The organism is Rudaeicoccus suwonensis (genome assembly GCF_007829035.1).
GTDB classification, from domain to species: Bacteria; Actinomycetota; Actinomycetes; order Actinomycetales; family Dermatophilaceae; genus Rudaeicoccus; species Rudaeicoccus suwonensis.
This window is the reverse complement of sequence record NZ_VIVQ01000002.1, coordinates 200,632-212,416: the sequence shown is the minus strand read 5'-3', so window position 1 is coordinate 212,416 and position 11,785 is coordinate 200,632. Positions and strand designations below refer to the sequence as shown.

The following is an 11,785-nucleotide window of genomic DNA, read 5'->3' as shown; positions in this document are numbered from 1 at the left end:
ACAGTGTCTTGCTGGTAGCTGTTTGGCTCAAGTCAACCGGACAACGGCATACATATGGTGCGATAATGGCAGTATGGAGAGCCAATCATCCAAAACAGACTCTCGAGGCGTGCGCGAAGCTGGACAGACCGCGCCACGTGAGATCGACGACGTCGACCGGCACATCCTGGGCGAGCTTGCCGCCGACGCTCGCTTGTCCGTGCGCTCGCTCGCCGAACGACTGCATTTGTCGCGTGCAGGGGCTTACGCGCGACTGCAACGACTGACGGCCGACGGAGTGATCGAAGGCTTCAGCGCACGGATCGACCCGCCCAAGGCGGGTTTGGCGACAACGGCATACATCGCGCTCAACATCGAGCAGAACACCTGGCGCACGGTCTCGGCGGCGCTGGCGCAACTGGATTACATCGACACGATCGCGCTGCTCGGCTCGGAGTTCGACGTGCTCGTCCAGGCGCACGCACCCGACAATCAGGCCTTGCGGACGCTGGTGCTCGAGCGCATCCAAGCGATCCCTGGAGTGCTTGGCACGCGCACCTGGCTCGCGTTCGAGGAGATCAGCGGCGCCGGTACGCCGTGGGCGCGTGAGCAGTTAGGCTTACCTTCATGACCGATGCGCAGCCCCTCGACCCTCAGCTGGTCGAGATCGCGCATGCGTGTGCTGATTTTGCGCGCGACGGCGATGCCGAGCGTCTCGCAGCCTATGTCGACCATGGCACGCCGGTCGACCTGACCGACGCCGGCGGCAACACGCTGCTGATGCTCGCTGCGTATCACGGGCAGGCGGCCGTCGTCTCGGTGCTGCTCGAGCGCGGCGCCGATGTCAATCGGCTCAACGACCGTGGCCAGTCGCCGCTCGCCGGAGCGGTTTTCAAGGGTGAGGACACCATCGTCTGGCTGTTGCTCGACGCAGGCGCCGACGTCGAGGCGGGTTCGCCGTCGGCCAAGGCAACCGCCGAGATGTTCGGCCGGGGCGACCTGCTGCGCTGAGTCGCGTTCGCTGCTGGTCCGCGGATGTGCGGCCGTGTGGGCGGGCTGGCGGGCCGCCGGGCCGCCGGGTCGGCGAGTGGCGCGGGATTGCCCGAGGTGGCGGCGAGGGGCACAAGAGTGACCGAGATCAGCGCTCGTGGGTCAGTTGCGTGCCACTCGGGACGGGTCGAGGGCAAGTGCGTGCCACTCGGGACGAGGTGCGGTCTCCGAGGGCAATTGCGCGCCTGTCGTGGACCTGCGGTTCTGTGCGTGTGGCGGCGAGTGACACAAGATTGCCCGAGGTGGTGGCGAGTGGCACAGGAGTGACCGAGATCAGCGCTCGTGGGTCAGTCGCGCGCCACTCGGGACGGGCGAGGGCTAAAGCGTGACTCTCGTGGCGATCAAGGGCACGTGCGTGCCACTCGGGACGAGGTGCGGTCTCCGAGGGCAATTGCGCGCCTGTCGTGGACCTGCGGTTCTGTGCGTGTGGCGGCGAGGGGCACAAGATTGCCCGGGCGGGCGGCGACTGGCACGGAAGTGACCGAGATCAGCGCTCGTGGGTCAGTCGCGCGCCACTCAAGACGGTCGAGGGCTAAAGCGTGACTTTCGTGGCGATCAAGGGCGAGTGCGTGCCACTCGGGGTGTGGTGAGGTCTTGAGGCAGGTAGTGCGCCAGTCGTGGACCTGCGGTTTTGTGCATGTGGTGGGTGAGTGGCGCGGGATTGCCCGAGGTGGCGGCGAGTGGCGCGGGATTGCCCGAGGTGGCGGCGAGTGGCGCGGGAGTGACCGAGATCAGCGCTCGTGGGTCAGTTGCGTGCCACTCGGAACGGTCAAGGGCACGTGCATGCCACTCGGGGCGTGGTGAGGTTTCGAGGGCACGTGCATGCCACTCGGGGTGTGGTGAGGTTTCGAGGGCACGTGCATGCCACTCGGGATGGTCAAGGGCAGGTGTGCGCCATTCGCGGCGTCTGAGGGCGAGAGCGTGATTGTCGCGGTGCTCGAAAGGCAAACGCGTCACACTCGCCCGCCGTTCACGCCTTGAGTGCGGCCTTGGTGGCGGCCTTCTGCTGCTGCTTGGCCACTGCCGGCGGCGGCGTTCCGGTCGAGCGGGTGTAGTAGTCAGCGGCCTTGCGCTCGGCGAATGCCTTGAATCCCGCGGCCATCGCCGTCGACACGACCGCGAAGACCGCGATCTGCGTGGCGCTGTGGTTGGGGTCGTGCTTGTTGACCGGAGGCTTACCGCCCGTTGCGGCCTTCCAGCCCTTCGCGGTCACCGTGGTAGCGGCCTTCCCCGCAGCGATACTGCTCGCCGCGGCGAGCACCTTCCAGGCCACAGAACCCATCGGCATACCTTCCGTCAGTGCGCGACCGCGCGGGGTCGCGTGTCGTCATACGTGCTGGATCCGAGCCTGCCATGCCGAGTCCGCAGTCGTCACCCGACCGTGCAGACGACGCGGATTTCACCGGGTGGGGAAGGGCCGCACGGTGAGGCACTGTTCCGCTCGGCCGACCGGTCCGTGCACATCATTCAGGGTGCTGGAAGTCAGGCCGAGGCCGTCCGGACCGAAGCTCACCTCGGTCGCCAATCCGACGAGTGCAGGGTCCGGCTGTCGCAGCAGGTGCACGGTCAGATCGACGTTGGGAAACATCAATTCGGTCGGCCGCACCCGGGTGGCGATGCCGTTGGCCGTGTCGATGAGCATGACGTATGACGCAAGCGGGTCCGCACTGCCGTCGTCGATGAGCCTGCAGTTGCTGCGGATCCACACCGACCTGCGGCCGCTGCGGCCGCCAGGGGCAGCGGTGATGTCGAGCGATGCGATGTAGCCACCCGGCCACTCGCGGGTGCCATCGATTGGCGCGCAGTCGGCCGGATCGGCCATGGTGGGCAACTCGACCGCGGCGAACGACCTCATGTCCTGCACGGACAGCCGCCAGGCGCGCGCCCGGATGATCGCGCGGCCGCCGATGATCAGCGTGGCCTCGAGCAACTCGATGGTGCGCCCGGGCCGGATCGTCTGCACCTCGATCGTGCTCTCCTGCAACGGAATCAGGCCCAGAATCTCGAAACTGAGCCGCCCGATCTGCATGTCGTCCCGATGGTCGTGCCGTGCGAGTTCGTGGGTGATCAGCCCACTGATCGGCGCCATGTGCTGCTCGTGGTCGTTCCAGGCGCCTTGCACGTGAATCGTCGGCTGGTACACGCCGGCACCGGTGCGGCGGTAGTAGAACGAGTCGTCATCGGGATCGATCGGTGTCACGGCTGGCAAGCCTACGGGTCGCGCCGGCACATGCCGTGGTTGCGGCAGGTCTTGCCGGGAGCCCTACACCACTGGCACCATCAGTCTCAGGAGTTTCACGGAATTTTCATAAGACACGCCGAATAATTTCGAGAATGCACTTTGTAATGGAGCTTTGGTCGGGGTGCTCAGTGGGCCGCTCGGGGGCTCTCTCCGGAGAAATGTCGCGCTGCTGACACCAACGGACCTCCGTCGCGAGGAAGAGGTTGCCACATCATGCTTTCCAAAACCGTGGGTGTGTGCGCTGTCGCCGCTGCCCTCGTTTGTATGCCGGAAATCGCGTCCGCCGCGCCAGTCAAGACGACGGGCGGCGCGGCATCGAACGCGAGCACGCGGGCCATTCCGACACCGACCGCAAAGGCCGCAGCCGACGGTGTGAAAAAGGGTATGGGCGCGCCGATGAACTGGATGACCGGCGCGGCGCGATTCAGTGGGCAACGTGCGGCTGCGACACCAGCGCAAAATTCCTCATCGTCCTCGATCATGACCTACGGCATGGACGTGTCGGACTACAGCGGCACGGTCGACTGGCAGGCCTGGGCGAACGCCGGCTACCGGTTCGCCTGGATCAAGGCCACCGAGGGCACGTATTACACCAACCCAGATTTCTCCTCGGAATACTCCGACGCGACATCTGCAGGCATGATCCGCGGCGCCTATGTTTTCGCCAATCCGGCATACTCCAGTGGCACAGCCCAAGCCGACTACTTCATTGCGCACGGCGGTGGCTGGAGCGCGGACGGCAAATCCCTCCCTGGAGTATTGGATGCGGAATACGACCCGTATTCGTCGAACGTCTGTTACGGCCTGTCGGATTCGCAGATGGTGGCCTGGATCCAGGCTTTCAATGCCGAGTACAAAGCACGCGAGGGCGTGTACCCGGTCATCTATACGACGACGAACTGGTGGACCGACTGCACCGGTGACAGTGCGGCCTTCAGCAACAGCAACGCATTCTGGATTGCTGACTACAACGGGTCCTCCACATCGGGACCGACCGACGGTCTACCCACCGGTCAGAGCAACTGGACGTTCTGGCAGTGGGGTTACCAGACCTCGCCCGAGGTCGACTACGACCAGTACAACGGCTCTCCGTCGTCGCTGAAGGCGTTCGCCACGAGCCCGCCGGGCCTGACGCCCCCGCCTCCGGCATACACGGTGGGAACGCACGTGAAATCGGCATACCAGTCGTGGATGGGATCACCGACGGGGTCCGAACGACAGGTGAGCGCCTTCGGTGTGACCGGATATCAGCAGTCCTTCTCAGGTGGCGTGACGCTGGCGTCGAGCAAGTACGGCACGCACGTCATCTCCGGCGCGATCGCCGCGCACTGGTCGGTGGGCGCCGACGGATGGCCGATCGAGAACGCGTTCGACGCCACCGGCCAGACATCGGCCGGCACGACGGCCACCGGACCTGTGCAGGAGTTTCAGCAGGGGTCGAACCGGGCGATGGCATTCCTTCCACCGGGGTCGTCATCGCCGACGTGGAGTTCGGGAGCTGTCTGGCAGTACTTCCAGAGCAACGGCGGTGTCTCGAAGATGGGGTGGCCCGTGAGCGCTGCCACGTCGGCCACCGCGTGGGGTTGGACGGGCTCGATGCAGTCGTTCGGACCGATGGACGAGGTCGTGAGCTCGCCGGGCGGCACCGAGCTGGTGCGAGGTGGGAACGCGCATTCGTGGACGCCGGCGAAGTACGGCTGGCCGATCGGCGTCGAGGTGGCTGCAACCGGCGACAAGATGTCCGGTACGACGCAGCAGTTCATCCAGGGCACCTCGAAGGTGCCGGCCGAGGCGTTCTACACCGCGAAGTACGGCACAGTGTGGAGCAACGGCTACATACTGCGTGGCTTCCTGCTGCACGGCGGGGTCGCCGGCCTCGGCTGGCCTCAGAAGCCGATGTCGATGGCGAACACCCAGGGGATGGTGGGCTACTGGCAGCCATTCACCGGCGCCAACTCCAATGTCACGAATGTCGCTCTCGTCTATGACAAGTCGGGAACGTTCATCACCGACAATGCGATCAGCGCGGTGTGGAACCCGGCCATCGAGGGCTGGCCGACGAACAATGCCCGCTCGGTTGCCCGTCCGGCCCCGGGCATGATCGAGCAGTTCGTGCGCAAGTCCGGATACGACTACCTCTTCTGGAACAAGTCGACCGGAAAGACAACGCTGTACGCGGGCATCGCTCCGAAGTAGGTCGGCGCGACTGGCATAACTCGCCGAATCGGCGACGTATGTGTGACGTGTGAGGGTGGTGTGCCGCATGCGTCGTTTGCGGCGACGATGTGGACCGCATCGGCGACTTATGTGCCGCGCGTCTGAGGTTGGTATGACGCAACGCGCTTCCAGCGGCTGCGGATGCGACCATGACGCCATGATCACCGTGGTGCTGTTCGACCTCGACGGCGTCGTGCGCCACTTCGACCCACGCCACGTCGTCGCGATCGAGCAGCGTCACGATCTGCCGCGCGGAGCGATCGAGGCGGTTGCGTTCAGCAGCCCACTGATCGACGAGGTGACGACGGGTCGAGTCTCGCGGCAGCAATGGATCCAGCGAATCGGCGAACGCTTGGGCAAGCCTGTCGCAGCGCAGGATTGGGGCGCCCAGCCCTTCGTGGCGGATGGCGCTCTGCTGGCGCTCGCGGACGAGTTGCGCGCTGCCGGCCGGACGACCGCGATCCTCACCAATGGCACCGACACCATCTCGGCTGAGAGCGAAACACTAGGTCTGCCAGAGCATTTCGACCACATCTTCAACTCCGCCGACATTGGTTATGCGAAGCCGGACCAACGCGCATTTGAGCACGTGCTACGCGCTCTGGACGTTGCCGCCGACGCGGTCTTCTTCACCGACGACTCCGAAGCGAAACTGGCGGGCGCCACGTCGTTGGGTATGACGACGCAGCTGTTCACCGACGTCGTATCGCTGCGAAATGCGTTGCGCGAGAGCGGTGTTCCGGTGGCGACAGCGCGCCGGACGACACGGTCATTCGAGCAGTGAGAGCACTGCCTGCGAGAACGAGCCGGGGTCTTCCTGCGGGACATTGTGGCCGACCTTCGGCAGCAACCGCTGATCGAACGGCCCGTCGAAACGCCGGCGATCCTCGGCCGCGCTCGCGCCGGCGACTCCGGCGGCTCCACTTTCCAGGACGATGGTCGGCGTGCTGATCGTCGGGTGTGTGGCCAGGCGACGCTCGAGTTCGGCATACTGCTCGTCTCCTGGTGCGAGGCCGTAACGGTGACGGTATGAGTGGATCACGACGTCGACGAAGTCGGGGTTGTGCAACGAGGGCGCGGAAGCGGCGAACGCCTCAGCCGCGCCGGTCCATGTGGGTGACCAGTCGCGCCACAGCAATGCGCAGAGAGCTTCGCGATGCGCCGCGAGGCCGTTCCGGCCGCGTTCCGAGTGGAAGTAGTACTGATACCAGTAGGTCTTCTCCCACTCGGGCGATGCTGGGGAGTCGGAATGCTCGATGTCCTGGATGTTGTACCCGCCCACGGTGACGAGGCCGCGAACGCGTTCGGGGAAGAGCGCTGCGGCGATGCACGCCGCACGGCCGCCCCAGTCATCGCCGGCCACCACTGCGCGTTCGATGTCGAGAGCGTCGCGCCCGGCCCGGCCGAGAAAGCACGCCGGGTGACGGTCGGTGATCGACGCTCGTCTGTGCCAGGAGCTTCGAGCAGGTGCGGCGACTCAGGATCGGTCAAGGAGCACGCGCGCCGACCAGGGGGCGGTTGCATTGCTCAGGCTGATCACGACCGGGTTTGCGTTGGGCCGCGACTGCCCGAGAGTCACCAGCGATGGACCACCGATGCACGACGTCGTCACCTTCAGGTCCGGTTTTCTGCTGACGGTCATGGTGTTGCCCAGCCCGCACGAGTAGAGCACCTCGAGCACGCCTGCCGCGGGGAGCGGCGACAGTGAGCGGGTGCCGGGGCCGGAGGCATCGTCGAACTCGTCGCCGGTGGCACCGGTCGGAGTCACCGGCGATGCGGAGAAGTAGTTTGCTCCGGGTCCGTTGATCGTGGACGACGGCGAGGCGGTGGCAGACGATGGGTGAACGCCCGACGAGGTCGTCCGCTGTGGGTGGGCGCTCCCGTTGCAGCCGGCAAGCGCCACCACTGCGGTCAGGCTGACCAGCGCGGTCATCGGTCCGCGAAAACCGTTCGCCGACAACTGTCGCAGCATGACGGATCCCTTCGTGGCCGCTCGATGTCGCGCCTGACCGGTGACCGCTTTCCCGTTGGCATCGTCGAACGGTGGACGAAGACTAGCCGCGGCGGATCGTGCGCGTGCGGTCAACCCCGGACTCGTGCAGATCAATCGAACCGCGCCAAGAGCTGACCGGCTGCGGCGGACGACGAGGCCGTTGTCAGTTCGGCCGTCGGAGTGTCCAGCAACACCAGCACGATCAGAGGTGAAAATCCTCTCGCTGCAACAACTCCCGGATCCCAACGTATGACGGGAGCCCCCGCCGCCACCTGGTCATCCACGGTGGCCAACCCCTCGAAGCCCCGCCCGTTCAGACGCACCGTGTCGATGCCGAGGTGCACCAGCGCGGCCGGCCCGGCATCGGGTTGTACGACGAACGCGTGGTGATGCGCTACGGCGACGTGACCAGTCACCGGTGACAACACCTCGCCGGCACGTCGCACCGGGTCGATGGCCACAGATGCCCCGAGCACCGCCGTCGACAGCACCGGATCGGGCACCCGCGACAGCGGAATGACGCGACCGTCATACGGCGCGAGCAGGTCGAGCCGTCTCGTCGTCACATGAGGTCTTCGATGTCGTCGACCAACGCGGCCGACTGCGCACCGACGACGACATGCACCGCGTTGTCCGTCGTGATCACGCTCACTGCGCCGGCCGCTGTCAGTGCCGCCTCGTCGACCTCGGCCGGATCACGCACCTCACAGCGCACCCGGGTGACGCACGCCTGCACATCGACGATGTTGGCGGCGCCGCCGAGGCCGGCGAGAATCTGGTCCGCTTCGATCATGCCGAAAGCCTAGTGCCGCAGCCGCAGCTCCCTGGCCAGTTGCCGCGCACCTGCGGAGTGAGCCCTCAGCCCCCGAACCGATCTGACTCCTGACTCGCCGCGTGGGTGTCGCCTCAGGTGAACAGCCCGCGGCCGAGCCAGTCGTTGGAGTCCTGCACACCGGGGGCGACGAAGAAGTAACCGCCGCCGAAGGGCTGGACGTAGTCGACCAGCGGCTCGTCGATCAAGCGCGTCTGGATCGCCTCGAACTGGCGCTGCACGTCCTGCTGGTAACAAACGAAGATGTGACCGGACTGCAGGTTGCCGTTGGTGTCGACACCGAGATCGTAGTTGTACGAACGGCGTACGAGCATCTGATTGGCGGTCGCCGGGGTGCGCGGGTTGGCCAGCCTGATGTGCGAATCGGTCGGTATGACGTTTCCCTTGGGGTCCTTGGCGTAGTCCGGTGTGTCGAACTCGTTGTTGCCGTCCAGCGGTGCACCGCTGTCGCGGCGACGGCCGAACATGCCCTCCTGCTCGGTGATCGAGACACGATCCCAGAACTCGGTGAACATGCGGATGAGCCGCACCACCTGGTAGGTGCCGCCCTTGGCCCATGCGGGTTCTGCCGGGTCATCGGTCCAGATCAGCGAACTCGCCGTCGTGCCAGTCGGATTCGCCGTGCCGTCCTTGAAGCCGAGCAGGTTGCGGCCGGTGCCGGTCGGGCGCGACGGAGAGTTGTAACCCTCCATGCGCCAACGGATCTGCATGCCGCCGCGAGTGTGTTTGAGGATGTCGCGCAGCGCATGGTGGACGGTGTCTTGGTGGTTGGCGCACAACTGCAGCATCAGGTCACCGTGGGTCCACGCATCCTCCAACTTGTCGTTTGGGAACACGCGCATCGGCGTGAGCTTGACCGGCTTGCGGGAGGCCAGGCCGTAGCGCTCGTCGAACATGCTGGCACCGAATCCGACTGTGCCGGTGAGGCCGTCAGCGGGGATGTCGGGGCCGAGGACGTCGGAATCCGACGGCGGCTGACCCGGTCCGAGGTTCGGCGCCGCCCCGCCCTTCGTCAGATTGCGCAGCCGGTCGGTGATGGTCTGCATCAGGTCGGCAGCGTCCGACTTCGAGGTTGCGGTCAGGTCGAACGAGACGTAGCTCGCCGATGGCTGCTTGCTGCTCGGGCCGGGGCGCTCGATTCCGGCCTGGTGCTCGCCATACATGTCGTACGACGACTCGGTCGTCATCGAATTCGCTTGTGTGCCAGCGGCGTCGGCGCGTGATCCACCCACCATGAGACCGGCGGTGAGCGCTGAGCCTGCGGCCCCGGCGCCGACTCCTCCGAGGAAGTTGCGGCGGCTGAAAGTCATCGGATGTCCTTGCGATTCGACGGGTTCGGGGTCATGAGTTCGGCGGCACTTCGAGCAGGTCGGGCACGAGTGAGAGGCTCTCGAGCACGTTCCCCAACTGGGCGTTCACCTGCTGCTGAGCGGAGAGCGGCACCTGGCTCATCGGGCGCCATGCGTCACCATGCTTGGTCGCGTCGAGAGCGGCATCGAGCGAATTGAGTTGCGATGTGATGGTTTTGACCAACTGCGGACGGCGGCTGGTGATCTGCGGCGCGAGCATCGACAGCACGACCCGGGTGGCGGCCACGTCGGCAGAGGTCTCTGGATACATTGCGCCCGAACCGAAGTCGTCGGTGCCGACCATCTTGTCGCGCTGGGCGTCCTCAAGGATCTCGTGTGCGCGAATCGGCATGTCGGTCGGGTCGATCGTGATCTTCGGCAGCTGACCGATCAGCTTGGTGATGTTGGCGTGCAGGTCGGTCGTCACGCCGAGCAGGGTGCTCGCGGATTGACCGTGCCACAGGCCGTACTCAAGACGGTGCAGGCCGGTGAAGTCTTTGTCGTTCACGCCGTTCTGCAGCCCCCACGGGAGTCCGTCGATCGCGTCCCCGAGATCGCCGAAGCTGTCGTATGCCGCGCCCACCTGCTCCCACGTCAGCTGAGCCGGCAGCCAGTCGGTGCGCGCCTTGGCCATGTCGCCGGAGCGCAGGTCGGCTTCGATCGTGTTCACCTGCTGCTGAAGGGTGTTCAGCTTCGGACGGACATACGCCTGGTATGCCGTTGCCGCCGGCTGCAGCTCGGCGAGCGTGGCCGGTTTGTATGGCGCGGGCCCGCTCGCGGAGCTGGCACCGCTGACCGAGACGGCCGACGACTGCAGCGTCTTGCCGTTGGCCATCCGGCACTCGAAGGTGTAGCTGCCCGAGCTGAGACTGGCAGTGAGGTTCGCGGTCGTGGCAGGGCCGAGCGTCTCGATCTCTCCGGCGATGGCGCCAGAGCTGTCCAGCAGCATGATCTCGCCGGCGTTGGAGGACTTGTTGGTCACGGCGAAGGTCTGCGAACCGGTGCCGGGTGACGACCAGCCGTCGGCGCACTTGGAACCGGTCACCGTGACCGCGCTGGTGGTGGCATTGCTGCGCGGGATCACCGCGAGGGCGATGCCGGCGAGGATGGCGGGAGTCAGCACGAAGGCTGCACCCGTGGCCAACGGCCGGTCGCCGGCAAGACGCCCAAAGCGCTGCGACAGCGGGACCGGCGCCGCAGCCACTGCCGCGGGCTCGTCGTCGGCTGTGTCGGACTCATCCGGCACAGCTGAATCAGCTGACTGAGCAACGGCTTTCGCGGCTGGTGTCGTCGCTGTGCGCCCGGCGAGCACGAAGGTCGTCAGGACGATCGCCAGGTAGACCACCCAGGCGACGACCTGCAGCACCGTCATACGCGGCGCGAGCTCGGTGACGCCCTGGATGAGCGTCACCCACCACGACCCCGGATCGATGTGGCCGGTGAGATCCCAGGCGATCCAGTTGCTGCCGGGCAGCAGGCCGGCGTCCTGCAGGTCGCCCAGGCCGTAGGCGAGCACGCCCGCGGCGATGACGATGAGCAGGACCGCGGTGCGCGAGAAGAACGTGCCGAGGTTGAACTTCACCGCGCGGCGGTACAGCAGGATGCACAGCGCGATGGCGATCGCGATGCCGATGGCGGCGCCGACGATGGGCGCGACGGTGTCCCCGGCAGCCTTGGCGGCCGTCCACAGGAACAGCATGGTCTCCAGGCCCTCGCGGCTCACGGCGAGGAAGGCCGTGAGCGTCAGGGCACCGGTGCCGAGAGCCAGCGCCTCGGTGACCTTGGTGTTGATCTCGCCGGAGAGAGTGCGGGCAGTCCGCCGCATCCAGAAGATCATGACCGTCACCAGACAGACCGCCAGCACCGACAAGATGCCGCCGACGAGCTCTTGGGCGCGGGAGGAGAGCGAGTCTGTTGCGAAGGTCAGCACCGTTGCGGCGCTGAGCGAGAGGCTGACCGCCCCGGCGATGCCGAGCCAGACAGGAGTGGTCGACGCACGTTGACCCACCGGTGCTGCCTTGCGCACCGCCGCCAGCAGGATCGTCACGATCAATCCGGCTTCGAGTCCCTCGCGCAACCCGATCAACAGGTTGGGGACCGCCTCACTCCAGTTCACAGCAGAT

12 protein-coding genes are annotated in these 11,785 nt (G+C 66.1%); 4 read left to right on the top strand and 8 right to left on the bottom strand.

The window, feature by feature from the left end:
• Positions 1–109: 109 nt before the first annotated feature.
• Positions 110–610, top strand: a complete 501-nt coding sequence (locus BKA23_RS12205; RefSeq protein ID WP_246104638.1) for an Lrp/AsnC family transcriptional regulator — start codon at positions 110–112, stop codon at positions 608–610.
• Positions 607–990, top strand: a complete 384-nt coding sequence (locus BKA23_RS12200) for an ankyrin repeat domain-containing protein (protein ID WP_145228850.1) — start codon at positions 607–609, stop codon at positions 988–990. The genes BKA23_RS12205 and BKA23_RS12200 overlap by 4 nt, the downstream gene beginning before the upstream one ends.
• Positions 991–1,999: 1,009 nt before the next feature.
• On the opposite strand, the gene BKA23_RS12195 is transcribed toward BKA23_RS12200, so the two are convergent.
• Both BKA23_RS12195 and BKA23_RS12190 read right to left on the bottom strand, forming a co-directional pair.
• Positions 2,000–2,311 carry a DUF4235 domain-containing protein gene (locus tag BKA23_RS12195; RefSeq protein ID WP_170226503.1) on the bottom strand — a complete coding sequence of 104 codons (312 nt, stop codon included), beginning with the start codon at positions 2,309–2,311 and terminating at the stop codon, positions 2,000–2,002.
• A 117-nt stretch (positions 2,312–2,428) separates the two neighbouring features.
• On the bottom strand, positions 2,429–3,229 hold the full coding sequence (locus tag BKA23_RS12190) for a thioesterase family protein (protein WP_246104637.1): 801 nt from the start codon (positions 3,227–3,229) through the stop codon (positions 2,429–2,431).
• 255 nt (positions 3,230–3,484) lie between these two features.
• On the opposite strand from BKA23_RS12190, the gene BKA23_RS12185 reads away from it, so the two are divergent.
• A complete protein-coding gene (locus BKA23_RS12185) occupies positions 3,485–5,467 on the top strand; it encodes a GH25 family lysozyme (RefSeq protein WP_145228845.1) in 1,983 nt (660 codons plus the stop codon).
• 133 nt (positions 5,468–5,600) lie between these two features.
• Positions 5,601–6,272 carry an HAD family hydrolase gene (locus BKA23_RS12180; protein ID WP_170226502.1) on the top strand — a complete coding sequence of 224 codons (672 nt, stop codon included), beginning with the start codon at positions 5,601–5,603 and terminating at the stop codon, positions 6,270–6,272.
• Here the strand turns inward: BKA23_RS12180 and BKA23_RS12175 are convergent.
• The 6 genes from BKA23_RS12175 to efeU form a co-directional block, all read right to left on the bottom strand.
• Positions 6,258–6,923 carry an alpha/beta fold hydrolase gene (locus BKA23_RS12175; RefSeq protein WP_145228843.1) on the bottom strand — a complete coding sequence of 222 codons (666 nt, stop codon included), beginning with the start codon at positions 6,921–6,923 and terminating at the stop codon, positions 6,258–6,260. The two genes, BKA23_RS12180 and BKA23_RS12175, sit on opposite strands and share 15 nt — an antisense overlap.
• A gap of 42 nt (positions 6,924–6,965) precedes the next feature.
• Complete coding sequence (locus BKA23_RS12170; RefSeq protein WP_145228842.1) at positions 6,966–7,460, bottom strand: hypothetical protein; 495 nt, start codon at positions 7,458–7,460, stop codon at positions 6,966–6,968.
• A gap of 131 nt (positions 7,461–7,591) precedes the next feature.
• Positions 7,592–8,047, bottom strand: a complete 456-nt coding sequence (locus tag BKA23_RS12165) for a PTS sugar transporter subunit IIA (RefSeq protein ID WP_145228841.1) — start codon at positions 8,045–8,047, stop codon at positions 7,592–7,594.
• Positions 8,044–8,274: a PTS sugar transporter subunit IIB gene (locus tag BKA23_RS12160; protein ID WP_145228840.1), complete on the bottom strand. Its 231-nt coding sequence runs from the start codon at positions 8,272–8,274 to the stop codon at positions 8,044–8,046. Before BKA23_RS12160 ends, BKA23_RS12165 begins: the two co-directional genes overlap by 4 nt.
• A 113-nt stretch (positions 8,275–8,387) precedes the next feature.
• Positions 8,388–9,623 (bottom strand): iron uptake transporter deferrochelatase/peroxidase subunit, encoded by a 1,236-nt coding sequence (gene efeB, locus BKA23_RS12155; protein ID WP_145228839.1) that lies wholly within the window; start codon positions 9,621–9,623, stop codon positions 8,388–8,390.
• A gap of 31 nt (positions 9,624–9,654) precedes the next feature.
• On the bottom strand, positions 9,655–11,778 hold the full coding sequence (gene efeU / locus BKA23_RS12150; protein WP_170226501.1) for an iron uptake transporter permease EfeU: 2,124 nt from the start codon (positions 11,776–11,778) through the stop codon (positions 9,655–9,657).
• Between the last annotated feature and the right edge of the window lie 7 nt (positions 11,779–11,785).

Excerpts from the sequence above, each read along its gene's own strand:
- BKA23_RS12195 (WP_170226503.1), bottom strand. The coding sequence starts at position 2,311 with ATGGGTTCTGTGGCCTGGAAGGTGCTCGCCGCGGCGAGCAGTATCGCT.
- BKA23_RS12170 (WP_145228842.1), bottom strand. The coding sequence starts at position 7,460 with ATGCTGCGACAGTTGTCGGCGAACGGTTTTCGCGGACCGATGACCGCG.
- BKA23_RS12180 (WP_170226502.1), top strand. The coding sequence starts at position 5,601 with ATGACGCAACGCGCTTCCAGCGGCTGCGGATGCGACCATGACGCCATG.
- BKA23_RS12200 (WP_145228850.1), top strand. The coding sequence starts at position 607 with ATGACCGATGCGCAGCCCCTCGACCCTCAGCTGGTCGAGATCGCGCAT.
- BKA23_RS12160 (WP_145228840.1), bottom strand. The coding sequence starts at position 8,274 with ATGATCGAAGCGGACCAGATTCTCGCCGGCCTCGGCGGCGCCGCCAAC.
- efeB (WP_145228839.1), bottom strand. The coding sequence starts at position 9,623 with ATGACTTTCAGCCGCCGCAACTTCCTCGGAGGAGTCGGCGCCGGGGCC.
- BKA23_RS12185 (WP_145228845.1), top strand. The coding sequence starts at position 3,485 with ATGCTTTCCAAAACCGTGGGTGTGTGCGCTGTCGCCGCTGCCCTCGTT.